This is a genomic window from Brachybacterium aquaticum (genome assembly GCF_014204755.1).
Taxonomy (GTDB): domain Bacteria; phylum Actinomycetota; class Actinomycetes; order Actinomycetales; family Dermabacteraceae; genus Brachybacterium; species Brachybacterium aquaticum.
This window is the reverse complement of the sequence record NZ_JACHLZ010000001.1, coordinates 2,944,589-2,968,548: the sequence shown is the minus strand read 5'-3', so window position 1 is coordinate 2,968,548 and position 23,960 is coordinate 2,944,589. Positions and strand designations below refer to the sequence as shown.

Annotated in this window: 20 protein-coding genes; 8 read left to right on the top strand and 12 right to left on the bottom strand. The window is 73.2% G+C overall.

Going from position 1 to position 23,960, the window contains the following annotated elements:
- Window positions 1-1,401, top strand: coding sequence for a UDP-glucose dehydrogenase family protein (locus HNR70_RS13290; RefSeq protein WP_184326078.1), 1,401 nt, complete (start codon window positions 1-3; stop codon window positions 1,399-1,401).
- Window positions 1,402-1,604: 203 nt separating this feature from the next.
- Here HNR70_RS13290 and HNR70_RS13285 read toward each other — a convergent pair whose 3' ends face one another.
- From HNR70_RS13285 to HNR70_RS13270, 4 genes are all read right to left on the bottom strand, one after another.
- On the bottom strand, window positions 1,605-4,742 hold the full coding sequence (locus HNR70_RS13285) for a YhgE/Pip domain-containing protein (protein WP_184326077.1): 3,138 nt from the start codon (window positions 4,740-4,742) through the stop codon (window positions 1,605-1,607).
- A gap of 102 nt (window positions 4,743-4,844) precedes the next feature.
- Window positions 4,845-5,801, bottom strand: coding sequence for a tRNA glutamyl-Q(34) synthetase GluQRS (gene gluQRS / locus HNR70_RS13280; protein ID WP_184326076.1), 957 nt, complete (start codon window positions 5,799-5,801; stop codon window positions 4,845-4,847).
- A 10-nt stretch (window positions 5,802-5,811) separates the two neighbouring features.
- A complete protein-coding gene (locus HNR70_RS13275; protein ID WP_184326075.1) occupies window positions 5,812-6,525 on the bottom strand; it encodes a GNAT family N-acetyltransferase in 714 nt (237 codons plus the stop codon).
- Between the two features lie 31 nt (window positions 6,526-6,556).
- Entirely contained in the window at window positions 6,557-7,345 is a 789-nt protein-coding gene (locus HNR70_RS13270; RefSeq protein ID WP_184326074.1) for a hypothetical protein, read from the bottom strand.
- 203 nt (window positions 7,346-7,548) lie between these two features.
- On the opposite strand from HNR70_RS13270, the gene HNR70_RS13265 reads away from it, so the two are divergent.
- A complete protein-coding gene (locus HNR70_RS13265) occupies window positions 7,549-8,088 on the top strand; it encodes a peptidylprolyl isomerase (RefSeq protein ID WP_184326073.1) in 540 nt (179 codons plus the stop codon).
- Between the two features lie 177 nt (window positions 8,089-8,265).
- On the opposite strand, the gene HNR70_RS13260 is transcribed toward HNR70_RS13265, so the two are convergent.
- On the bottom strand, window positions 8,266-9,144 hold the full coding sequence (locus HNR70_RS13260; protein ID WP_184326072.1) for a VIT1/CCC1 transporter family protein: 879 nt from the start codon (window positions 9,142-9,144) through the stop codon (window positions 8,266-8,268).
- 146 nt (window positions 9,145-9,290) lie between these two features.
- Here HNR70_RS13260 and HNR70_RS13255 point away from each other — a divergent pair, with 146 nt between their 5' ends.
- Complete coding sequence (locus HNR70_RS13255; protein ID WP_184326071.1) at window positions 9,291-10,442, top strand: winged helix DNA-binding domain-containing protein; 1,152 nt, start codon at window positions 9,291-9,293, stop codon at window positions 10,440-10,442.
- 103 nt (window positions 10,443-10,545) lie between these two features.
- Window positions 10,546-11,487 (top strand): rhomboid family intramembrane serine protease, encoded by a 942-nt coding sequence (locus tag HNR70_RS13250; protein ID WP_184326070.1) that lies wholly within the window; start codon window positions 10,546-10,548, stop codon window positions 11,485-11,487.
- A 942-nt stretch (window positions 11,488-12,429) separates the two neighbouring features.
- On the opposite strand, the gene HNR70_RS13245 is transcribed toward HNR70_RS13250, so the two are convergent.
- Window positions 12,430-13,059 (bottom strand): pyroglutamyl-peptidase I, encoded by a 630-nt coding sequence (locus tag HNR70_RS13245; protein WP_184326069.1) that lies wholly within the window; start codon window positions 13,057-13,059, stop codon window positions 12,430-12,432.
- 216 nt (window positions 13,060-13,275) lie between these two features.
- On the opposite strand from HNR70_RS13245, the gene HNR70_RS13240 reads away from it, so the two are divergent.
- Window positions 13,276-13,788 carry an Hsp20/alpha crystallin family protein gene (locus HNR70_RS13240; protein ID WP_184326068.1) on the top strand — a complete coding sequence of 171 codons (513 nt, stop codon included), beginning with the start codon at window positions 13,276-13,278 and terminating at the stop codon, window positions 13,786-13,788.
- Between the two features lie 147 nt (window positions 13,789-13,935).
- On the top strand, window positions 13,936-14,652 hold the full coding sequence (locus HNR70_RS13235; RefSeq protein WP_184326067.1) for a GNAT family N-acetyltransferase: 717 nt from the start codon (window positions 13,936-13,938) through the stop codon (window positions 14,650-14,652).
- 25 nt (window positions 14,653-14,677) lie between these two features.
- Here HNR70_RS13235 and HNR70_RS13230 read toward each other — a convergent pair whose 3' ends face one another.
- The 4 genes from HNR70_RS13230 to HNR70_RS13215 all read right to left on the bottom strand — a co-directional run bounded on the left by HNR70_RS13230 (window position 14,678) and on the right by HNR70_RS13215 (window position 20,865).
- The gene (locus HNR70_RS13230) at window positions 14,678-16,492 is read right to left on the bottom strand and encodes an ABC transporter ATP-binding protein (protein ID WP_184326066.1); all 1,815 of its coding nucleotides are present in this window, start codon (window positions 16,490-16,492) and stop codon (window positions 14,678-14,680) included.
- Window positions 16,489-18,339, bottom strand: a complete 1,851-nt coding sequence (locus HNR70_RS13225; protein WP_184326065.1) for an ABC transporter ATP-binding protein — start codon at window positions 18,337-18,339, stop codon at window positions 16,489-16,491. The genes HNR70_RS13230 and HNR70_RS13225 overlap by 4 nt, the downstream gene beginning before the upstream one ends.
- A gap of 408 nt (window positions 18,340-18,747) precedes the next feature.
- A complete protein-coding gene (locus HNR70_RS13220) occupies window positions 18,748-19,101 on the bottom strand; it encodes a hypothetical protein (RefSeq protein WP_184326064.1) in 354 nt (117 codons plus the stop codon).
- 198 nt (window positions 19,102-19,299) lie between these two features.
- Window positions 19,300-20,865 carry an alpha-amylase family glycosyl hydrolase gene (locus HNR70_RS13215; RefSeq protein ID WP_184326063.1) on the bottom strand — a complete coding sequence of 522 codons (1,566 nt, stop codon included), beginning with the start codon at window positions 20,863-20,865 and terminating at the stop codon, window positions 19,300-19,302.
- On the opposite strand from HNR70_RS13215, the gene HNR70_RS13210 reads away from it, so the two are divergent.
- Window positions 20,779-21,519 carry an alcohol dehydrogenase catalytic domain-containing protein gene (locus tag HNR70_RS13210; protein WP_376768825.1) on the top strand — a complete coding sequence of 247 codons (741 nt, stop codon included), beginning with the start codon at window positions 20,779-20,781 and terminating at the stop codon, window positions 21,517-21,519. The genes HNR70_RS13215 and HNR70_RS13210 overlap by 87 nt on opposite strands.
- Window positions 21,520-21,626: 107 nt before the next feature.
- Window positions 21,627-22,421, top strand: a complete 795-nt coding sequence (locus HNR70_RS13205; RefSeq protein WP_184326062.1) for an alpha/beta hydrolase — start codon at window positions 21,627-21,629, stop codon at window positions 22,419-22,421.
- A gap of 13 nt (window positions 22,422-22,434) precedes the next feature.
- Here the strand turns inward: HNR70_RS13205 and HNR70_RS13200 are convergent, their stop codons facing one another.
- Together HNR70_RS13200 and HNR70_RS13195 are read right to left on the bottom strand one after the other, a co-directional pair.
- Window positions 22,435-22,815 carry a hypothetical protein gene (locus HNR70_RS13200; RefSeq protein WP_184326061.1) on the bottom strand — a complete coding sequence of 127 codons (381 nt, stop codon included), beginning with the start codon at window positions 22,813-22,815 and terminating at the stop codon, window positions 22,435-22,437.
- A complete protein-coding gene (locus HNR70_RS13195) occupies window positions 22,812-23,960 on the bottom strand; it encodes a serine hydrolase domain-containing protein (protein WP_312857673.1) in 1,149 nt (382 codons plus the stop codon). Before HNR70_RS13195 ends, HNR70_RS13200 begins: the two co-directional genes overlap by 4 nt.

Sequence of the window (23,960 nt, the reverse complement as noted above, 5' to 3'; positions counted from 1 at the left end):
ATGACCCAGAAGATCTCCGTGATCGGCGTCGGCTACCTCGGCGCCGTCCACGCCGCCGCTATGGCCGAGCTCGGCCACGACGTGATCGGCCTGGATGTCGACGCCGAGCGCGTCGCCGCCCTGCAGTCCGGCCGCGCCCCCTTCCACGAGCCCGGCTTCGAGGAGCTCCTCCGGCGCGGCCTCGCCGCCGGACGCCTCCGCTTCACCACCGACTACGCCGAGCTCGCGGGCGCCGACGTGCACTTCCTCGGCCTCGGCACCCCGCAGCGCGCCGACGGCACGGGCGCGGACCTGAGCTACCTCGAGTCCGCGGTCGACGCGCTCGCCGCCGTGCTCCCCGCCCGCGCCGGCGCCCCCACGCTGGTCGTCGGCAAGTCCACCGTTCCCGCCGGCACCGCCCGCGCCCTCGCCGCCCGCCTCGAGCACGTCCCCGGCGCGCAGCTGATGTGGAACCCCGAGTTCCTGCGCGAGGGCTTCGCCGTGCGGGACACCCTCACCCCGGATCGGCTCGTCTACGGGATCCCGTCGGCCGACGGGTCCGCCCCCGAGCAGGACCCGCGCGTCCGGGCCCTCGACGCGGTCTACGCGCCGCTGCTCGAGGCCGGGACCCCGCGCCTGGTCATGGGCTACGAGGCGGCGGAGCTGGTCAAGGTCTCCGCCAACGCGTTCCTGGCCACCAAGATCTCCTTCATCAATGCGGTGGCGGAGATGTGCGAGGCCACCGGCGCGGACGTCACCGACGTCGCCGTTGCGATCGGCATGGACGACCGCATCGGCAGCAGGTTCCTGCGCGCCGGCGTCGGCTTCGGCGGGGGCTGCCTCCCCAAGGACATCCGCGCCTTCCTCGCCAGCGCCGAGCAGCACGGCGTCGGCGAGGCGCTCGGGTTCCTGCGCGAGGTGGACACGATCAACGAGCGCCGCCGCGCGCGGGTCGTGGAGCTCGCCTCCGAGATGCTCGGCGGGCTGGGCGGCCGACGGATCACCGTGCTCGGCGCCGCGTTCAAGCCCGACAGCGACGACGTGCGCGACTCCCCGGCCCTCGACGTCGCCCGCCGGCTGCTCGACGCCGGGGCCGACGTCACCGTCACCGACCCCGCCGCCCGTGCCGGTGCCCAGCGGCTGGTGGGGGAGGACCGCTTCGTGCAGGACACCGACGAGGCGCTTCATGGTGCTGAGCTGGTGGTGCTCCTGACCGAGTGGCCCGAGTACCGCGAGCTGGACCCTGCGCGGACCGCCGGGCTCGTCGCCGCGCCCCGCATGCTGGACGGGCGCACCGTGCTGGACCCGGCGGCGTGGAGGGAGGCCGGCTGGGAGCTGCGCAGCCTCGGCCGCGGCGAGGCCCCGCAGGCGGCGGCCGCGGCGGAGAGGTTGGACACGAGCGATCAGGTGGCTGCCGCGTAGTGCGCGCGCGGGCAGGTGATCGACAGCGTGCCGCGCGGCGCTGACGTGAGCAGCGCGCGGGGAACACGTGCAGGAATGCGTGAGGGATTCCAGCAACTGTTCCCCATGCACGATGGCCGTGGCTGAGTTGTGCGCGCTCACGGTCGATGTCGGCCTCGGCATCGACCGTGAGCGCGCAGAAGTCGGCTGTACCCGGCCGCCAGCTATGCCGTGACGGGCTGCGCCGCGGCCGCAGGATCGTCGGCGTCGTCCTCCTCGGCCCGTGCGCCGGCGCCGAGCCGGCGGCGCTGCACCGCTGAGCCGAGCAGGCCCAGCACAAGGCCGAGGACCAGCCAGGCGGACAACCAGGAGATGTCCCCGACCGGGTCGATCCAGCCGCCGCCGATCGCGCCGCGGAAGGCGTCGACCGCATGGGTCATCGGCAGGAACGGGTGGATCACCTGGAAGAAGGCAGGCAGCGTGCCGGTCGGGTAGGTGCCGCCCGCCCCGGAGATCTGCAGGGCGACCAGCACCAGCGCCACGAACTTCCCGACCGGGCCGAACAGCGCACCGAAGCCGTGGTTCAGCGCCACGAACACGAGCGACGTCAGTCCTGCCATGGCGAGGAACGCGCCCATGTGCTCGATCCCGATGCCCACCCCGAACCGCAGCGCGGCGACCGCGACCGCGGTCTGGACCAGGCCCAGCAGGAGCGCCGGGACGAGCCCGCCGGCCAGGAGCCGCACGGGGCCGACGCCGCGGGCCATCGCCTCGGCGGAGAACGGCGGCATCATCAGGAAGATCGCCATCCCGCCGACCCACAGGCTGATCGCCAGGAAGAGCGGGGCCAGGCCCTCGCCGAAGCGGGTCAGCTCGTGGTCGCGCACGAAGCTCATCTGCACCGGGTCCGCGGCCGTCTCGGCGAGGTGCTGGCTCTCGGAGTCGGTGTAGGAGGGGACCTGGTCCTCGGAGTCCGCGAGTCCGTCGGCGAGCGTGCCCGCCCCGTCGGCGAGCTGCCCGGCGCCCTCGTCGACCGAGACCGCGCCGTCCTCGAGCTCCCCGGCCCCGTCGGCCGCCTGGTCGGCGCCCGTGGCCAGCTCGGCGGTGCCGTCCGCGAGGGTGTCCGCGCCGGCCTCCAGGCGGCGAGCGCCGTCGTCCGCGGAGGCCGCGCCGTCGGCGAGGGTCCCCGCCCCGTCGGCGAGCTGGTCCGCGCCGGAGGCGACCTGGCGGGCGCCGGAGTCCGCAGCGGCGACCCCGTCGGTGTACGTGCCGATGCCCGAGGACAGCTGCGAGGCGCCGTCGCGGGCGGTCCCGCTCGCGTCGGCGAGCTGCTGGGCGCCGGTGGAGACCTGCTGGGCGCCGGAGTTCAGGGTGCGCACGTCCTCGGCCCCCTGGCCCAGCAGGCGGTACGCCTCGGGCAGCTCCTGCGCGGCGGTGCGCGCCTGGCTGGTCAGGTCCCCGGCCAGCTCGCTCGCGCTGCGGCCCGAGGCGGGCGCGGGCACGGCCGCCTCGGCGTCCTGCTGCACGGTCGTGAGGTCGCCGTGCAGCGTGGAGGCGCCGTCGGCGATCGTCGTGGTGGTGTCGGAGAGCGCCGAGGTGCCCTCGGCGAGGGTGGACGTCGCGGTGTCGAGCCCGTCGAGGTAGTCGACGAGGGAATCGGCGGCGCCGGTCATGGACTCGGCGGTGCCGGCGACGTCGGTGGAGGTGTCGGCGGCGGTGGTCGCGAGGTCGTTCGCGCCGGTCGCGTCCGTCGCGGCGGTCGAGGTCTCGTCCCGCACCTGCGGGGAGGCGGCCGACAGGTCGGTGAGCTCCTGGCAGAAGGCGGGGTCGGCGCCGGAGTCCGCACAGCGGGTGGCGAGGTCGTCGACGGTCTCGGTGTAGGTGCGGGCTGTGTCCGCGGCGGTGCCGGTGCTGTCCGCGGCGGTCGCGGCGGCGCCCGCGGCGTCCTGCACGGCGGTGTCGAGGCCGGAGACGTCCTCGCCGATCGTCGCGGCGCCGTCGCGCACGGTGCGTGCGTCCGTGGCGCGGTCGGCGGTGGAGTCGGCGAGGTCCTGGGCAGCGTCGTCCACGTCCGAGACGGCCTGGTCCAGGGTCGAGGCGGAGGTGGAGAGCGTGCTCGCATCGCTGATCGGGGTGTCGAGACGTCCCGGCATGCCGCTCGCCGCGCGGTCCAGGGCGTCGATGGCGTCGACCAGGTCGTCGCTCGTGGTCTGCACCGACTGCTCCGTGATCCCCAGCTCCGCGGCGCGCTGCTGGGCATCGGTGACCGTGTCCTCCAGCAGCTGGGTGCCGTCCGCGACCTGTCCCGCACCGGTGGCGAGGTCGGAGGCGCCGCCGGCGAGCTGGGAGGTGCCGGTGGCGAGGGCGTCGGCCCCGCTGCGCAGCGTCGGGCTGTTCGCGTCCAGGGTCGCGAGCCCGCTGCTGAGGTCGCCGGCGCCGGTGGCGAGGGTGGCGCTGCCGTCCTGCAGGGTCACCGCACCGGCGGCGAGCTGGTCCAGTCCCACCACCAGGTCGACGGTGCCGTCGTGCAGCGTTGCGGCGCCGTCGGCCGCAGAGTGCGCGCCGTCGGCGACCTGGGCGGTGCCGTCGGCGAGCTGGGTGCTGCCGTCCACGAGCTGCCCGGTGCCGTCGTGCAGCGTCGCGGCACCGTCGGCGAGGTCGCTCGCGCCGTCGGCGGCGTCGACGAGCCCGTCGTGGATGCTCGTGAAGCCCACGTAGATCTGGTCCAGGTACTGCTCGAGCACGCTGCCGCGCAGCGCCTCGGTGAGCGCCGTCCCCACGGACTTGGTGAAGTTGCCGCCCACGTAGTTCACCGAGTCGTTCGTGGTGACCGTGAGCATCGCGGGTGCGGCCTGTTCGGCGTCGCCCCCGAGAGAGGCGATGTTCGCCGAGAAGTCAGCGGGGATCTCGACGGTCGCCCCGTAGGTGCCGTCCTCGAGGCCCTGCCGCGCCTCGGCGGCGGGAACCTCCACGAAGCGGTAGAGGTTGGGCTGGTCCTTGCTCAGCAGCGTGTCCGTGAACTCGGCCCCGACGTCCAGGTGGGAGACCGTGCCGTCCGGGGCGGTCGAGTCCGCGCCGACGTCCTCGTTGACCACCGCCGCGGTGATCTGGTCGAGATTGTTCGAGGGGTCGTGGAAGGACCAGGTCATGTTCCCCGAGTAGATCATCGGAACCATGGCCAGACCCGTCACGAACAGGGCAGCGATCGGCTTCTTCCACTCGCGGGGGAGGAGGGCGGCCGCGCCCCGACCGGCGGCGGAGAGGCCGCGGCCGATGGCGGTCCCCGCGCTCCCGAGAGCGGTCAGGACGGTGCGCAGCGCTGAGGAGAGGGCGGTGAGGAGAGCACGCAGGAGTCGTTGCACGGGCGACACGATACATTCGTGTATCCAATCTCGTCACCTGCTGCCGACAAGTGTGGCGGGGCAGACCCTCCGGCCGTCGCCCGGCGCCGCGCCACCGGCCCCTCAGCGGGGGAGGTCCACCACCCAGGGCTCTCGCGACAGGGTCTCCGGATCCCAGCGCGCGAGCAGGTCGGCGGCCGTGCGGCAGCCCGGCACCCCGAGCGAGTCCCCGATCCGCTCGACCACGTCCCCGGCGTCCTCCCCGGCCGCGAGCCGGTCCCGCAGGGTGACGGCGCCGTCGCGCTTCGCCAGGCGCACCCCGGCCGTGTTCACGGCGAGCGGGACGTGCGCATAACCGGGCTCGGGCAGACCGAGGAGGTGAGCGAGGTGCGCCTGGCGTGGGGCGGAGCTGAGCAGGTCGTCGGCCCGGACCACCTGGTCCACGCCGGCGTACGCGTCGTCCACGACGACCGCGAGGTTGTAGGCGACGACCCCGTCGCCGCGGCGCAGCACGAGATCGTCCACCGTCCCGGTGACCTCCCCGGCCCAGCGGTCGTGCACCCGCCAGGAGCTCACCTCGGCGCGCAGGCGCAGAGCGGGCTCGCGGTCAAGCGCCGTCATCCGTGCGCGCCCGGCCTCGCGCTCTGCGGGGGAGAGGTCGCGGCAGGTGCCGGGGTAGGCGCCGGGTGGGGCGTGCGGAGCCGACGGCGCCTCGAGGATCTCGCGGCGCGTGCAGTAGCACTCGAAGACGAGGTCGCGCTCCTGGAGGGACGCGATCGCCGCCTCGTGCGCGGCATGGCGGGCGGACTGGTGGACGACTTCTCCGTTCCAGTCGATGCCGAGGGCGGCGAGATCCTCGAGCTGCCGTGCGGCGGCGCCTTCCTGCACCCGGTCCAGGTCCTCGATGCGCAGGTGGAAGGCGCGGCCGGTGCCACGGGCGAGCACCCAGGCGAGCAGGGCCGTGCGCAGATTCCCGAGATGCAGATCGCCGCTCGGGGACGGTGCGTAGCGGCCCGCGCCGACGGGGTGCCCGGCGGGTCGGCCGACGGGGTCGCCGGAGGGTCGGGAGGCGTCTGGCATGCGCGTCAGTCTAAGGAGCGGGCGTGCGGCCCGGCGGGGCGCCGCCCGGGCGGACCAGCAGTACGTCGTCCGGGCGGCCGCCGGGCACGGGGCCGTCCGACGGAGCAGAACGGAAGCGGAGCCGGGCGGCGAGGGCGCGGGAGGGCCCGTTGCCTGCAGCCGTGATCGCGACGACCTCGCGGTTCCCCGGACCGAGATGCGGGTCCGCGAGCAAGGCGGACATCGCCTCGGTCGCGACGCCGCGGCCGGTCACGGCGGGGGAGAGGCGCCAGTAGGCGCTGAGGAGCTCCTCGCCCGCGCCCGTGGTGAGCGGGGCGAGGCCGACGACGCCGAGCAGCCCAGGCGGGAGCTCGTCGCGCGCCCCCGTAGGCCGCGCCCCCGTCGACTGCGCCCCCTCCCGCGCCCGCACGCAGACGTATCCGATCCCGTGCCGCGCCCAGCTCTCGCGCCACTGCGCGAGCACCCAGCGCATCTGCGCGGGGTCGGTGAGCGGGGTGGTGGAGTCCTCCGCGAAGGCGCGGGGATCGGCATGGAGGGCGAAGAGCTCGGCCTCGTCGGCCGCCGCGACCGGAGTGAGCCGCAGGCGGGAGGTGAGCAGCGCGCAGGGCAGGACGCCCCCGTCGGCCGCCGCGACCCCATCTGCGCCCCCGCCCCCGGACGCGCCGACGGCGCGGCGCTCCTCGTCCGGGGACGGGATCGCCGCGCCGTCGGGCACGTGCGTCACGCGAGGGCCTCGCGCTGCGGAAGGCCTGGGATCAGGCGTCGCCGCGGTGATTGCCGCGCTTCTCCTCGTCGGCCGCGGTGGAGGCGGTCTCGTCGGACTCGACCTTGACCTCCTTGGGCTCCACGTCGGAGGAGCGGTCCTCGCCCTTCAGGGCGGAGGCGACGTCACCGGCGTCGGCCGAGCCGACGGTGTCGGACACGGTCGAGGAGTCGGACTCGGTGCCCGCCGAGGCGGGGTAGTGCGCGCGGGCGAAGTCCGCCGGCGGCGCCCACGGGTCCTCGACCGGACGCGTCTTCTGCCAGGCGATGTAGCCCGCAGCGGCACCGGCGGCGGCCAGGCCCAGGATGAGCAGGACCTTGCCGGCGCGGCCCTTCTTCTTCTGCGGGGTGGGCTCCACGATCGCGGCGCGGATGTCGCCCTGGCCCTTGTCGAGCTCCTTGCGGGCGGCGTCGACGGCGGCCTTGAGCACCGAACCGGTGGTCTCGGCGGTCTTCTTCGCACGCGGCAGGTAGTCGTCCTCCACGTCGTGGCGGAGCTTCTGCGCGCGCGGGCCGAGGTTCTGGGTCAGCTTCTCGGACTGCTCGCGCAGTCGGGCCTGCGCCTCGGGCGCGTACTGGCCGTACAGATCGGACGCCTTGGAGCGCGCCTCGCGGGCGCCCTCGGACACCACGGGGCCCACCTGGGCGGCGAGCTTCTGCAGCTCCTCGACCGCCTTCTGGGCGTTCTGGGCGGTGCTGCTGACCGCGTCCGACGCGGCGTCGGCGGCCTTGGACGCGTGCTTCTCGGCCTTCTTGGCCTCACGCTTGGTGGAAAGCGCCATGGGGTTCCCCTTTCGGTCGTATCCGTCGGGTCGGGCCGACGGCGGTCCCTGGGCCCGGACGGCACAGTGACCCCTGGGGGGAGACTCTGCTGTCACGGACCCGTGTGGCACAACTCTAACGCTACGGGCCCACACCGCTCACAGCCGGGACGGAGGTGCGGCCGTCCAGCCGGTCGGGGAGGCGTCTGTGCGAGGATTGCGCCATGTTCGCAACTCTGCACACCAATTACGGGGACATCCGCATCGAGCTGTTCCCGAACCACGCACCCAAGACCGTCGAGAACTTCGTGGGCCTGGCCGAGGGCTCCAAGGAGTTCTCCGACGCCGAGACCGGCGAGAAGGTCACCCGTCCGTTCTACGACGGCGTCATCTTCCACCGCATCATCTCCGGCTTCATGATCCAGGGCGGCGACCCGCTGGGCACCGGCACCGGCGGCCCCGGCTACACCTTCGACGACGAGATCTCGCCCGAGAAGAACTTCAACGAGCCCTACGTCCTCGCCATGGCCAACGCCGGCAAGCGCCGCAACGCGCTGACCGGTCGCCCCTCCGGCACCAACGGCTCCCAGTTCTTCATCACCGTGGGCCCCACCCCGCACCTGCACGGCAAGCACACCGTGTTCGGCGCGGTCGCCGACGAGGACTCCAAGAAGGTCGTCGACGAGATCGCGTCCGTGAAGACCGACATGCGCGACCGTCCCCTCGAGGACGTCGTCATCGAGAAGGTCACCATCGAGAAGTGACCGGCCGGGCGGTCCGCCGCCCACCGCAGTGAGCGCCGCCGGCGCCCCCCCAGCCCGAGAGGGTGCGGGAGGCGCCGGCGGCGCTCCTGTGTGCGGGGGTTGTGTGTGGGGGTCGGCCGACGGATCGGCCCGGGTGGGCTGCCGGCCGACGTCGACTGCTCGGTCGACGGCGACCGCTCAGCCGACGGCGACGCCGAGGGCCGCGCCGATCCCGTAGGTCACCAGGATCGCGAGCAGACCGCCGATGATGGTGCGGACCGTGGCGCGGCGGGCCTGGGACTGGCCGAGCTTCGCGCTGGCCCAGCCGAGCAGGGCGAGCGCGACGACGACGGCGAGCATCGTCATCGGAAGGCGCAGCACCGGCGGCGAGAGCAGGATCGCCAGCAGCGGGATCGTGCCGCCGATGGAGAACGAGATCAGCGAGGCGATCGCGGCGCCGAGCGGGGAGACGACCTCGTCGTCCTCCACGTTGTGGCGGAAGCGGGTGTGGGCGCGCAGGGCGTCGTGCCGCTCGAGCGAGTCGGCCACGTCCTCCACCACGTCGTCCGGGATCCCGGTCTCGGCGAGGGACTCGACCAGGTGCGTGTGCTCCCCGGTGGGGTCCGCGGCGAGGTCGCGGCGGGTCCGCTCGATGAGGGCGCGGTCGGTGTCGCGCTGGGTGGAGACCGAGACGTACTCGCCCATCGCCATGGACAGCGCGCCCGCGATCAGCGAGGCGAGACCGGCGATCAGCAGCCAGCGGGTGTCGGTGGTGGCACCGGCGACGCCGACGGCGAGGCCCGCGACCGAGACGATGCCGTCATTCGCGCCGAGCACCCCGGCGCGCAGACGGTTCACCTTCTCGGAGCGAGAGCTGCGCTCCTTGTCGTGGTGGCTGCGGCCGGGGGAGTCCTTCGTCGAGGAGTCCTCGGGCGAGGCGTCCTTGGGCGAGGCGTCCTTGCCCTCCGCGCCCGGGTGCGGCGCGGAGTCGTGCTGCCGCGCGGACTCGGGGCCGCTGCCGACGGGCCGCGCGGTGGCGCCGTCGGTGCGGGATGCGGTGGGTTCGAGGAGCGTCATGGCTCCACGGTACTCTTTGGACTTAGTCCAGACAAGCAAGGTAAGGCTCTCCTGAGCTGTGGTGATGGAAGGCTCGCCTTACCTGATCGTGCCGGTGCACGGCGCGTGAGGACAGGTCCGGTCCGCCCGCTCCGTACTCTCGAGTCATGACCTCGCGACATCTCGCCGGCGCCCGGATCCTCGCCCAGGGCGTTGCCGGCCCGACCCGGTTCGAGACCCCGGCCGACGCCGCACGCGCCTTCGGTGCCCATCAGGGTCAGGACCTGCCCGGCGTGCTCGCCTCCCTCGCCCTGCGCACCGGCGGCGACCTCGCCCCCGTCCTCGCCGCGCTCGACGCCGGGGAGGTGGTGCGCGGCTACCCGATGCGCGGGACGGTCTTCGCCGTCGCCGCGGACACCCTCGCCTGGCTCACGGAGCTCTGCGTCGAGGGCCCGCTGCGCGCCGCGATCTCCCGTCGGCCCCATCTCGAGCTCACCGAGCGTGACGTGGAGCGCGCCCGCGAGGTCCTCGAGGAGCTCGCCGCGCCGCGCTCGCAGCGGGGCGTCGGTCGTGGGGTGCTGCGCGCCGAGGTGCAGCAGGCGTGGGAGCAGGCCGGGATCGGCGGGAAGGGCGGGCGCGGCTACCACCTGCTCGCCGAGCTCATCTCCATGGGGCATGCCGCCTACGGGCCCTGGCGCGAGGGCGAGATGACCGTGGTCCTCGCCCGCGACTGGCTGCCGGCCGGGACCGACCTCGAGGGCGGCTTCAACGGCGACCGCGCCGGCGCCGCGGCCGAGCTCGCCCGGCGCTACTTCACCAGCCACGGCCCGGCGGGGGAGCGGGACCTCGCCTGGTGGTCCAAGCTGCCCCTCGGCCTGCTGCGCCAGGTCCTGCCCGGCGTCGAGGCCGAGCTCGAGAGCGGCTACGCCGACGCCCAGGGCCGCCTCCACGCCCGCGCCGACGAGGCCCGCGGCGGCGACGGCGAGCGGCTGTACTGGCGGCCGGGCCTGATGGAGGAGTACGCCGAGCTCGAGAAGGAGACGATGCGCGAGCTGCTCCTGCCCGGCTTCGACGAGCTCGTGCTCGGCTACCGCGACCGCCTCTACCTCATGGACGAGGACCGCCACCGCGCCCTCGTGCCCGGCAACAACGGGGTGTTCAAGCGCTCCGCACTCCGCCGCGGCGAGGTGGTCGGGGTGTGGACCCGCGCCGGCTCCGGGGCGAAGCGGCGACTGGACCTCACCGCCCTCGCCCCGATCAGCGACCCGCAGCGGGCGCGGTTCGAGAAGCGGTACGCAGCGTTCCCCTTCGCGAGCTGAGGCAGGGGCGGGCGGGCGTCGGCCGGCGGGCCCCGAGCGGGCGGGCGCCCCGTCGGCCGGCGCGCCCCGCCCCGCCCCAGGCGCGCGTGATGGAATGAGCGCCATGGATCGACCCACCTACGGCTACAGCGCCGACGACGCCCCGCCGCCCCAGGGGCCCCCGCAGGGACAGCCGCCGGGCCAGCCCGTCTGCCCCCGCCACCCCGACCGGGTGAGCTACGTGCGCTGCAAGCGCTGCGACCGCCCCGCCTGCCCCGAGTGCCAGCGCCCCACCGACGTCGGCGTGCTGTGCGTGGACTGCGAGCGCGACATCGCCCGTCAGCAGGCGAGTGCCCGGCCCCGCACCGCCATGGGCGGGCGCATGGGCAAGCGCACCCCCGTGGTCACCTACACGCTCATCGCGCTGTGCGTCCTGGCGTACCTCGGGCAGATGGTCGCCCCGCAGATCGTCGAGCAGCTGGGCATCTTCGCGCCCTTCCGTGCGCTCGCCATGCCGTGGACCTTCCTCAGCGCCGGGTTCCTGCACGGCGGGATCATGCACCTGGCGCTGAACATGTACGCGCTGTGGGCGGTGGGGCAGTACCTCGAGCAGACCCTCGGCCACGTCCGCTACGCCGCGGTGTACCTCGTCTCCGTGCTCGGCGGTCACACGGCCGTCTATCTGCTCGCCGACCCGATGGGCCAGTCGTGGGTGACCGGCACCGTCGGCGCCAGCGGCGGCGTGTTCGGCCTGTTCGCGGCGATGTTCATCGTCAACCGGCGCCTCGGCGGGCAGACCGCGCAGATCCTGGTGCTCATCGCGCTGAACCTCGTCATCACCTTCACGTTCCCGAACATCTCCTGGCAGGGCCACCTCGGCGGACTCGTCTTCGGTGCGCTGGTCACCGCCGGCATGTTCGCCCTGCGCCCCAAGGCCACCCCGGGCGCCGACCGCGAGGCCCTCGCCAGGCGCTCCGCCCTGCTGCACACCGGCGTGGTGGTCGCAGCGGTGCTGCTGTGCGTGGTGCTTATCGCGGTGAAGACCGTGATGGTGCTCGGGGGCTGAGGGCCGCTGGCCGGGCGGCCGAGCGCCGGGCGGCCCCGGGCCGGGCGGCTTGCCGCAGCCCGACCACCCGCAGTCGGGCCACCGGACTTGTGCGCCCTGACGGTCGATGTCGGATCTGACATCGACCGACAGGGCGCACAAGTCTGTCCGGGGCAGGCGCGGGGGCCGGGGCCGGTGTGCGGGAGTGACAGAGCGGGGGAGCGGCAGGGGCGGCGGAGACGTTCCCGCGGGAACGTTCGTCGGCCGATGGGGCGCGGTGCAGGGGAACTACACGGGTGTGGTTTTCCCCAGCTGTGGACAAGGATGGGGACAACCTGCCCCCTCCTTGGGGATTGCGGCGTCTTGCTGTGGATAACTCGGGATGCTGTGTGGATGGACGGTGGGGATGACGACGTCCCGCAGCGGCCGCCCGCGGCCCGAACAGTGCCCTCACACCAGGTGATCAGCGGCCCGACAGGCCCATCGAGAGAGCTTTCCGAGCCGTGGAGGCCCAGCTCGCACGGCAACTTTGCGAGCCCTTGACCTGCATCTTCGTGAAGTTACTGCGTGGTTGCACCTCTAGTTGAGGTTGAGGCTTCGCCGCCGCACGGCCGCGGACGGCTCCCGAGGCGCGACACGCCCGGCATCTCGCTCGCACCTGCGGAACTACAAGTCTGTGATTCCTCCACCGCGGTGGAAAACGTTGTGGATAACTATTGCGGAGGGGTGGAAGAGGGGCGGTTGTCCACCTCGAGGGCGTTGCGCACGGCCCGATGTGCACAGTCGGAAGCGTCGCTCATCCCCGGCACGGGGAGGGTGTTGACAACGGCCGCGCCGTGCGGGGCGGAACGTTCCCGCGGCACGGCTTGGAGGGGGATGACACGGCTCGGTACGGCACGGTGCAGCGCGGCACGGCGCGGAGCCGGCGCGCTGCAGGTGCGGAGGCGGGGTGCGACCGGGCCGTCAGTGCTCGGCGCCGCCGACAAGGCGGACGTCGGCCTCCGTCGCGAGCGCCACCTCGACCATCAGTGCGACGGCGCGGGCTGCGGCGGGGGAGTCGACCACGTCGGCCGATGGGACATGCACGAACCCGCCGCGGATCCCGGCCAGCTCAGGCTCCGTCTCCAGCAGGTGCAGCAGTGCGTAGAAGACGTCGTTGCAGACGTACGTCCCCGCCGTCTGCGAGACGGCCGCGGGGATCCCGTCGGCCGCGAGCGCGGCGACCATCGCCTTCACGGGCAGGTGCGAGAAGCGGCCTACGGGCCCGCCCTCGACGACCGGCTCGTCGATCGGCTGTGCGCCGGCGTTGTCGGGGATGCGTGCGTCGCGCACGTTGATCGCGACGCGCTCCGGCGTGATCGCGCTGCGCCCGGCGGCGAGGCCGACGGCGATCACCAGGCGCGGGCGCAGCTCCCGGACGGCCTTCGTGAGCAGGGCGGAGGCGGCGCCGAACTCGACCGGCAGCTCCAGCGCCTCGGCCGCGATCCCGCGCTCGCCCAGCAGCGGCGCCGCCGCGCGCACCGCCTCCCAGGACTCGTTGAGCGCCGCGCCGTCGAAGGGGGCGAAGCCGGTGAGCAGCACGTCGGTGGTCATGGAGCCACTGTACGGAGGGCGTGAGCTGTGCAGCGCGGCGGGTGCGCCGGTGCGCGACCGGAGGCCAGTTGACGTCGACATGCCCGGGTGTGACGCACACGGCATGAGTCCCTATGACTCAACTGTGGAATAGAAGGCCGACTCATGCGTTGTACTCCCCGCCGACATCGAGAGATGTCACCCGGAACGCCAGAAATGCACACAGGAGGACACACCATGGCACGCACCCTCAGCCCCTTCCACGAGGTCGACCGTCTCTTCTCCGACCTCTCCCGCACCCCCGCCTCCGTCGGCATGCCGATGGATCTCTACCGCGACGGCGACAGCTTCGTCGCCGAGATCGACCTGCCGGGCGTGGACCCTGCCAGCATCGACGTGGACGTCGAGGACCGCACCCTGACCATCCGTGCCGAGCGCAAGGCCACCCCCGTCGAGGGCCAGCGCTCCTGGCTCACCCGTGAGCGTCCGACCGGCACCTTCGCCCGTCAGCTGACCCTCGGCAACCGGGTCGCGCTGGACCGCATCGACGCCGGCTACAGCGACGGCGTGCTGCGCCTGACCATCCCGGTCGCCGAGGAGGCCAAGCCGCGCAAGATCGCCGTCACCCACAGCGACCGTCCGGTCGCCCTCGAGGGCGGGTCCGCCACCGGCGAGTCAGTGAGCCCCGAGCCCGAGGGCTCCGTCGAGTCCGCGCCGGAGAGCACCGAGGCCCAGCCGGTCAACGCCTGACCAGACCCGCGCCTGAGCGCGCAGAGCGCGTGACCGATGGCCGCGCCTGATCCGACCGGGCCCCGAGGCCAGGCCGACGTCCGGGCGCCGCGCACCGCCACCGAGATCGGGGGCGGAGACCATCGTTCCCAGCACTACGCTGGAGCGATGGCCTCCGCCCCCGATCTCTCTGCGTCCGGATCCTCCGTGCCCGGCTCCTCTGCGTCCACCGTCGACCCTGCGCTCGTCACGCTCCACCCGCCCTTCGGGCTCGTCGTGCGGGCCGGGGACCTGACCCTGAGGGTGCTCGCAGACGCGGATCTGCCCGAGTACGCGGCGCTGATCCGTCGGCCGATCTTCGAGGACGAGGGTGCCTCCTACGTGTTCGGCTGGTACCGCGCCGAGCCCGACGAGCGCGTGCGCGAGGCGCTGCGCTTCCAGTGGCGCCTGCGCAGCGGGCTCGGGCCCGAGGAATGGACCCTCCCGTTCGGGATCTGGGCGGGCGGCAGACTCCTCGGCGTGCAGGACGTGGCCGCGGAGCGGTTCGCCGAGCGGCGCACCGTCCACTCCGGCTCCTGGCTGACGCGCGATGCGCACGGCCGCGGGTACGGCCGCCTCATGCGCCAGGCGATGCTCGTGCTCGCCTTCGACCACCTCGGCGCCGAGCGGGCCGAGTCCGCCGCGGCGGTCGAGAACCATCGCTCCGCCGCGGTCTCGCGCGCCTGCGGCTACGAGGACAACGGCATCCAGATGTCCACCGAACCCGGCCCAGTGACCCTGCAGCAGCGGTTCCTGGTCACCCCGGACACTTTCCGCAGGCCGGAGATGCCGGTCGAGGTGGAGGGCGTCACCGCGGAGCTGAAGGCGCTGCTCGGGGCGCGCTGAGGGCGCGCCCCGACCGCCGGCCCCGCTACATCGACTCCTGCCACGCCTGGTACAGCGCGGCGAAGCGCCCGCCCGCGGCGACGAGCTCGGTCGGCGAGCCGTCCTCGACGACCTGGCCGTCGTGGACCACGAGCACCCGGTCGGCGATCATCACGGTGGTCAGGCGGTGGGCGATGATCAGCGAGGTGCGCCGGCCCAGGAGCTTCGTGAGACCCTCCTGCACCATCCGCTCCGAGGGGATGTCCAGGGAGCTCGTGGCCTCGTCGAGGATCAGCACGCGGGGGTCGGCGAGGAAGGCGCGGGCGAAGGAGATCAGCTGGCGCTGCCCGGCGGAGACGCGTCCGCCGCGCTTGTTCACGTCGGTGTCGTAGCCGTAGGGCAGCTGCTCGATGAAGGCGTCCGCACCGATCGCGCGGGCGGCCGCCTCGATCTCCTCGCGGGACGCACCGGGCTTGCCGAGCGCGATGTTGTCCGCGACGGTGCCGGAGAACAGGTACGCCTCCTGCGTGACCATGACGATGTTGCGGGTGAGGTCCTTCATCGAGATGTCGCGCAGGTCCACGCGGTCCAGCAGCACCCGGCCCTCGGTCGCGTCGTAGAAGCGGGAGATGAGCTTGGCGACGGTGGACTTCCCGGCGCCGGTCTGGCCCACGAGCGCCACCGTCTGCCCGGCCGGGATGTGCAGGTCCAGGGGCTGGAGGACCAGCGGGCCGTCGGCCGAATAGCGGAAGGACACGTTCTCGAAGTCGATCTCGCCGCTCGAGGTGGGCAGCGGCGTGGGGGTGGGGGACTCCTTGACGTGCGGCTGCTCGGCCAGCAGGTTCGCGATCTTCTCGAGCGCCGCCACGGCGGACTGGAAGGCGTTGTAGAAGTTCGCGATCTCGTCGATCGGCTGGAAGAAGCGCCTCGAGTAGAGCACGAGCGCGACCAGCACGCCCACCTGCAGATCCCCGGCCAGCACCCGGAACCCGCCCACCACCAGCACCGCGGCGATCGTGACGTTGGCGAGCACGCGCAGCGCAGGCTGGTAGATGCCGAACACCTTGATCGAGCGCAGGGAGGCGTTGCGGTAGTCCATCGCGAGGGTGTCGAAGCGCTCGTGGTTGCGCTCCTCCTTGCGGAACGCCTTGACGGCGCGGATCCCGGCCATCGCCTCGACGAAGTGGACGATCAGCCGCGCGGAGTGGGTGCGGATCGCACGGTACTCGCGGGAGGAGCGGCGCTGGAACCACACGGTCAGCGCGATGCAGGGGATCAGCATCAGCAGCATGACCAGGCCCGTCACCGGGTCCATCACCACGATCAGCACGATCGTGAAGACCATCGACAGCGCCGCGCCGACCATGACGTTCACGCCCGAGTCCAGCAGCTCGCGCAGCGCCTCCATGTCGGAGGTCTGGCGGGAGACGATCCGTCCGGAGGTGTAGCGCTCGTGGAACTCGAGGTCCTGGCGCTGGGTGAAGCGGAAGACCTTCCGCCGCAGCGTCAGCAGCATCCGCTGCCCGACCACGACGGACTGGCGCACGTAGCCGAAGGTCAGCACGCCGCCGACGAGCGCGCAGGCGATGTGCAGCGCCGCGGCCTGCAGCGCCGGGCCGCCGTCGCCCTCCATCAGCGCCGGGATTCCGTGGTCGATGCCCCAGGCGATGATCGCGGGACCGGCGACGACGGCGAGCTGGGCGACGACGACCATCAGCGCCATCACCACGAACTGGCCCTTGACCGGGGAGATCAGCTCGCCGAGCAGCGCCATGGAGCGCTTGCGGGAGGCCTTCGCCTCCTCGGGGGTGAGGTCGCGCTGCTCGTCGTCGCGTCGGCCGGGGGCGGTCTGGGCGGTCATCGGGCACCTCCCGCGGTGGTGTCGTCGGCCGACGGGGTCGCGCCGCGCAGGTCGAGCTCGCCGGTGAGGGTCTCGATGTCCTGGTCGCGGCGCTTCTCCTCCTCCTGGTTCGCGATCACCCAGCGGTAACGGGCGCTTCTCGCCATCAGCTCGCTGTGGGTGCCGACGGCGACGACCCGCCCGCCGTCCAGGAGTGCGACGCGGTCGGCGAGAGCGACGGTGGAGGTGCGGTGGGCGACGATCAGGGTGGTGGTCCCCTCGAGCACCTCGCGCAGCCGGCCCGTCACGGTCTCCTCGGTCTTGGTGTCCAGCGCCGAGAGCGGGTCGTCCAGCAGCAGCACGGTGGGCCGGGCCGCGATCGCGCGGGCGAGGGCGAGGCGCTGACGCTGCCCGCCGGACAGGCTCATCCCCTCCTCGCCGATGCGGGTGTCCACGCCCTGGGGGAGGTCGTAGGCGTAGGTCGCGTCCGCCGTGCGCAGGGCCAGGTGCAGCAGCTCCTCCGCCTCCTCGTCGGACAGCTCCGGATCGGCGCCGAGCAGCACGTTCTCCCGCACGGAGTCGGAGAACAGGGTCGCGTCCTCGAAGGCGACGGCGGTGAGAGTGCGCAGCGCGGTGAGGTCCATGTCCCGCACGTCCACGCCGTCGATGGTGATCCGCCCACCGGTCACGTCGTACAGCCGCGGCACCAGCTGCAGCAGCGTCGACTTGCCGGAGCCGGTCACGCCCACCAGCGCCATCGTCTCGCCGGGGCGGATCTCCAGGTCCACGCCGTCCAGCACGTCGTCGACGTGGTCGGGGGCGTCCTCGTAGCGGAAGTGCGCGTCCTCGAACACCACGGCGCCGCGCGCGGCCGACGGGTCGATGCGGGTGGGCGCGTCGGGCGAGACGATGCGGTTCTCCTCGTCCATCACCTCGTAGTGGCGGTCCAGCGCCGTGGAGGCGTTGACCATCTGCCCGAACAGCATGCCGAGCATCCGCACCGGGCCGACCACCAGCGTGGCGGTCGCGAAGTAGCTGGCCAGCTGGCCGACGCTGATCGCGTCGCGTGCCACCAGGTGCAGGCCCACGAACAGCGCGATGCCGAGGGCGAGCTCGGGGAGCATGAACATGAACATGTCGAAGCGGGCCATCGAGGTCGCCTTGCGCACCTCGGTGCGGCGCAGCTCCTCGGCCTGCTCGGTGAAGCCCTCTAGGGCCGACGGTCCGCGGCCGAACGCCTTCAGCACACGGATGCCCTGCACGGACTGCTCGATGGTGGTGGCGAGGTCGCCGTTCTGGTCCTGCGAGAGGCGGGAGAGGTAGGAGTACTCGCGGTGGAAGCGGAAGGCGATGATCGTCACCGGCACCGCGGCGAGGAAGAAGATCAGCGCCAGGATCCACGACGAGCGGATCAGCAGCGCCATGCCCACCACGATCGTCACCGATGACGTGACCAGCATGATCATTCCGAACGCGATCCAGCGCCGGATCAGGTTGATGTCGCTCATCATGCGCGAGAGCAGCTGCCCGGAGCCCCATCCGTCGTGGAAGGCCACCGGCATGTTCTGCACCTTCTCGTAGAAGGCGACGCGGATGTCCTTCTCCACGAGCGTGGAGGGGGAGACCGCGAAGACGCGGCGCAGCCAGATCAGCGCCGCCTCCACCAGGCCCAGGCCCAGCACGATCGCGCCGCCGGTCCACACGGTCGCGGCGGCGGCACCGATGTGCAGGCGGTTGACGACGAACTCGAGCACCTGCGGGATGCCGAGGGCGACGAGGGAGGCGGTCAGGGCGCTGAGGAGCCCCAGGTAGAGACGGAAGCGGATCGGTCGGACGGTCGTCCACAGACGACCCATGGTGCCGAGCATGGGGTGGAAGAACCTCGAGGGGAGTGGGAAGGCGGGGGGTGCGGGAGGGCTGGGGGATCGAGTGGGCCGGGGGATCGAGTGCGCCGGGGTGCGGGAGGCCCGACGATCGGGGCCGGAGTCTTAGCCTAGTCAACTATTCGCTCGGCGGATAGCGTTTAACAGGGCGCGGAGAGCGTCACTGCGGCGTCGGCAAGGGGCGTGCGTGTCGCCATCGCGTGGCCACGGTGCCTGGTGCGTCGCTATGAGTGTGCGGTAACGACACATGAGGCACCGTGCCCTGGTGTGACCACGGCCATGGTGCCTGGTGTGTCGCTATCGCGGAGCCAGGGTGCCTGAGGCGTCGCTATTTGTGCGCGGTAGCGACGCGTGAGACACCATGCCCTACTGCGTGGCGGCAGCGCGGAGGGCTCAGGCCTCGTCGGCGTCGGGCATCCAGTCGCTGTAGGCGGCGTCGGACAGCAGCGCAGCGGCGCCGGCGGAGACGCCCGCGACGGTCAGCACCGACGGCCAGGCGCCGATCTTCTTGGCCAGCGGGTGGGACAGGCCGAAGCCGAGCACATAGGTCGCGCCGAGCAGAGCGGTGGTGGCGGGGCCGCGGCGGGCCAGCCAGGTGCGTCCGGCGTAGACGCCGGCGGCGGCGAGGACCACGCCGCCGAGGGGTCGGATGCCGGTCTCGCGGGCGGTCAGCCACCCTCCCACCAGCCCGAGGGCGACGACGGGGGCGGTCTTCACGGACTCGGCAGGCTTGATCGCAGTGCTCATGGGGACGAGCCTACGCCGGGCCGCCGGGCCGAGCCTGGGACGGCACTCGCCTGGCACCACAATTGCGCCGCCTCCTGACAGCAACTGCACGATGCGGGGTATCCCCGCTGGTCAGGCTCCATCGGTTCAGCGGGAGCGGTCGTCATTGATTGCGTGACGCTCGATCACTATTTGCGCGTGCCCCGTTGGGCGCGAGCCTCAGCGCACCACCGCGATGCCGTGGGCGGGGACCTCGCCGGGGGCGGCGGGGCCGACACCGTCGAGCATGTCCGCGCCGGAGACGACCTCAAGAATCTCGCCGGGCGCGGGCCGGGCCTCGTCGCCGAGGTTCAGCACGAGGGTGAGGGGCTGCGCGGGTGCGCCATCGGGGCCGACGGCACCGCCCTCGGCACCACCGGCGGCAGCTCCGTCGGCCGCGGCGCCGCCGGCCCCGTCGGCCGACGGGGTCAGCACGATCTGCGCCCACGTGTTCTCCAGCGTCCCCTCGTCCACCGACACCGACGCGGTGGACAGCCAGCGCTCTCGGCGGCGCAGGGAGAACAGGCGCCGGTGGACCTCGAGGATGCGTCCGGCGGCGTCGGGCTTGAGCAGGCGCAGCGAGCGGGGCACGTCGCCGGGCTTCGGCTCCGCGCCGGGCGCCTCCTCGCCACCCGGCACCGCCGCGATCGTGCCGGTGTCCGTGGTGGCACCGGCGGCGAGGACCTCGTCCGGCGAGCCGGGGAACCAGGGGCGGATCGCGTCGTCGCCGCCTGCGCGCTCCTCCTTGACCGCGGCCGCGCCGAACTCGTCCCCGGCGTAGACGGCGGGGATCCCGGGCAGCAGCGCGAGCAGGCCGATCGCCGCGGCGAGGTCGCGCCCGTCGGTCAGCTGGGAGGCGATGCGGGTGGTGTCGTGGTTGCCCACGAAGGTCAGCGGCAGCCCGTCGGCGCCGGCGTCGCGCTGCGCGGTGAGGAAGTCCTGGTGGCGGCCGAGCGCGTGGGCGAGCTCGAAGAGGTTCCCGTCGTGCAGCGAGGACCAGATCGCCTTCCACAGCTCGTACTGGGTGATCGAGTCGGCGCCGGACGCGGCGGCGAAGGCGGGGTAGTCGCCGTGGATGACCTCGCCGAGGATCCACGCTTCGGGGTGCGCGGCGCGGACCCGCTGAAGGATCGGCGCCCACGCCTCAGCCCCCGCGGCGTACATCGCGTCCAGCCGCCAGCCGTCGGCCCCGCGGGTGAGCCACTTGTCCATGATCTCGACGATGCGGTCCTGGACGACCTGGTCGGCGAGGTCCACCTCGATGAGGTCGGGGTTGCCCTCGAAGCCGTAGGGGCTGGTGCCGGCCCAGCGGATGCGGCCGCCCTCCTCGGTGTCGGGACCGGCGGCGATGGCGCGGCGGGCGGTGGGGTGGCGGTCGGAGATGTGGTTGAACACCCCGTCGAGGACCACGCGGATCCCGCGCTCGTGGCAGGCGGCGACCAGGGCGTCGAAATCGGCGTCGTCGCCGAGGCGCGGGTCGATGCGGCGGTGCTCGAGGGTGTCGTAGCCGTGGGAGACGGAGTCGAAGATCGGGTTCAGCACCAGCACGTTCGCCCCGAGGGCGACCAGGTGGTCCAGCCAGCCCGTCAGTCGGCGCAGGCGGTGCACGACGTTCTCGCCGGCGCCGCCGCCGTAGGCCTCGCCGGTGAGGTCCTCGCGGTGGCGGGGCGCGCCGCAGAAACCCAGCGGGTACACCTGCCAGCAGATCGCGTCGGTGATCCAGGACGGGGCGGTCGTGGTGCTCATGCGGCCATCGTAGGCTGGCGGACCTGCGAGGTCACGGCCGACGGGGCGACTCGGGGCGCGGCCGACAGCGCCGCAGGGAGACTGTCAGGCCCTCCCACGCCCCGGCCGCGTCGTGGCCTTCTGTGTCGCATCTATGGAGCGATCATCCACGCCGCCGGCGACGCGGTCACCACCGTGAAGGTCGGCGATTTCGTGGTCGGCGGGTTCAACCCCTCCGACGGCACCTGCCCCCTGTGCCGCAAGGGCGCCACCGCCAACTGCCTGCACAAGCAGTCCTACGACGGCGCCCACGCCGAGCAGGTGCGCATCCCGCACGCCGACGGCACCCTCGTCGCCACCCCCGAGATGCCCGCAGACGACCTGATCCCGAGCCTGCTGACCCTGTCCGACGTCATGTGCACCGGCTGGCACGCGGCCGTCAGCGGCGGCGTCACCGAGGGCAGCACGGTCGCGGTGGTCGGCGACGGCGCTGTGGGCCTGCGCGGCGGGCCCGCCAACTGCGGCGCTTACCTGCCCCGGCTCATGGAGAAGGTGCTCGCCCGCGAGATCGAGCCCGGGCTCGTCTTCGACCTCGAGCTGCCGCTGACCGACATCGCCGAGGCGTACGCCGCGATGGACGAGCGCCGCGCGATCAAGGTGCTCGTGCGCCCCTGAGGGACGGGCGGCCGACGGGGCGGGGCGGCCGGGTGCGATGCTGGTGCCTGGCCGCCGGGGTCCCGTCGGCCGCCGCCCCGCACCGTCGCCCCGTCCCGAGGAGAGCCATGATCCGCCTGCGCACCGACTTCTTCGCCGAGTCCCTCGGCATGGGCACCTCGATGGTGGTGCTGATGCCGCAGGCCGCGGCCGGGATCGGGATGGAGGGCGCGGGCGCCGCGGGGGAGGAGGGCGCGGCCGACGGCCGCCATCCCGGCGTGCCCGTGCTCTACCTCCTGCACGGCCTGAGCGACGACTGCACCATCTGGGAGCGGCGCACCTCGATCGAGCGCTACGCCAGCGAGAAGGGCATCGCGGTGGTCATGCCCGAGGTGCGGCGCTCCTTCTACACCGACGAAGCCGTGGGCGAGGCGTACTGGACCTTCGTCGCCGAGGAGCTGCCGCAGCTGGTCGCGCGCACCTTCCGCGTCTCCACCGCGCGGGAGGACACCTTCGTGGCGGGTCTGTCGATGGGCGGCTTCGGCGCGTTCAAGCTGGCCCTGCACCACCCGGGCCGGTTCGCGGGCGCCGCGAGCCTGTCCGGCGCGGTCGACCCCGCCTCCCTGCCGCTCGAGCTGAACGCCGGCCACCTCGCCGAGCGGGTCTGGGGCGGACGCGGCATCTCCGGCACCGACGACGACCTGCTCGGCCTCGTGCGCCGCGCCGACCCCGCCTCGCTGCCGGCGCTGTTCCTGGACTGCGGCACGGAGGACGAGCTGCTGCCCCAGAACGAGCGCTTCCTCGCCGAGGCCGAGGCCCGCGGCGTCGAGGTCACCTCGCGCCTGCGCCCCGGCGCCCACACCTGGGACTTCTGGGACCAGGGCATCCAGGACGTCCTGGACTGGCTGCCGCTGCGCCGCTGACCCGCACGCCGGATCAGCCGGCGAGGAGCGCGACCACGACCAGCGCGACGTAGAGCGCGATGTCCACCGCGATCGTCGCGATGCTCGGGCGGGTGAGGAGCTTCGCCTCCTTGGGCGTCGGCCGCGAGGGTGGGTGCGAGACCAGCAGACGCCGCAGCGCGATCGCCGCGGCACCGATCGTGAGCACCACCGGCAGCCACAGCAGCCACCACAGCGAGTCGGGCAGCACCGAGGCCAGGCCGATCACGCCGATCGTGGTCGCCGCGCCGAGCACCCGCAGCGCGATCCGCCACGGATGCAGGTAGCGCACGCACAGCGTGAACCACGAGACCAGCAGCGCGCCGGCGAGGACGAGGACTGCGAGCAGCGGCAGGAGCAGCAGGAACGTCGTCACAGGGCCACCTCCCCGGTGAGGATGCGGACGCCGAGGGTGTCGATGCTGCGGGCCGTGTCGGTGAGCAGCACGATTCCCCGGCCCGTCTCGGGGACGAAGCCGAGGAAGGACGCGAAGCCGCCGGTCTGGCCGTTGTGGAAGGTCACCCACACCCCGTCGCCCACGTCCTGGTGGAACCAGTTCATGCCGTTGCGGCTGGTGGCGCTGCCCTCGAAGAGCACCTCGGTGGCGGCATCGGCGCCCGGTGCGGAGCCGTCCAGGGTGCCCTGGAGGTAGACGGCGAGGTCCGCGGCGGTGGAGCGCAGGCCGCCCGCGGGGGCGCTGCCGTCCAAGGTCCAGGCCGCGCTGCCGAGCCCGGTCGCGGTGTGCCCGCGCGGCGCGCCCTCGCGCATACCCGCCTCGGTGAGCGGCAGATAGGTGCCGGCGAGGCCCAGCGGGTCGAGGACCCGCTCGGCGAGCAGGGAGCCGTAGCCCGTGCCGGCGGCGCGGGCGAGCAGCTGCCCCTCGAGCGCCGCACCGATGTTGGAGTAGGCGTACTCGCCGCGGCCCGACGGCGTGGTCGCGAGCGCGTCGGCGATCACCTGGTCCGCGTCGCGGCCGGCATAGGGATCCTTGCGCAGGAACGTCCCGGCGAGGGACGCGCCGAGGGTCGCGCCGCCGAGCCGCGGCATGCCGGAGGTGTGGGTGGCGAGCTCCGCGAGGGTCACGTCCGCGATCGCGCTGTCTGCGGCCTCGTCGCCGAGGATCTCCTCGACGGTGGTCTCCGCGGTGACCTCGCCGCGGGCGATCCCCTCGGCCATGAGCGCGCCGGTGAAGGTCTTGGTCGCCGAGCCGATCTCGAACTCGGTGCTCTCGTCCGCCCCGAAACCGCAGAAGCGCGTCTGCCCGGAGCCGTCGAGGTAGGCGATGGCGACGTGGCGGTGCCCGTCCAGCTGCCCGGCGATCGCGCTGGTCAGCGTCTCGTCGCCGGTGGGCTCGCCGAGCCGGGCGGGGCGCGGGGCGGTCAGCGCCGTCAGCCCCACGAGCGCGGCGACGGTCGGGACGCCGACGGCGAGAGCGGTGCGGCGGGTCACGGCCGGGAACCCCGCAGCAGGGTCGGGGGTGTCGTCATCGGCGCGGTCGGGGGTGCCGTCGGGTGCGGACAC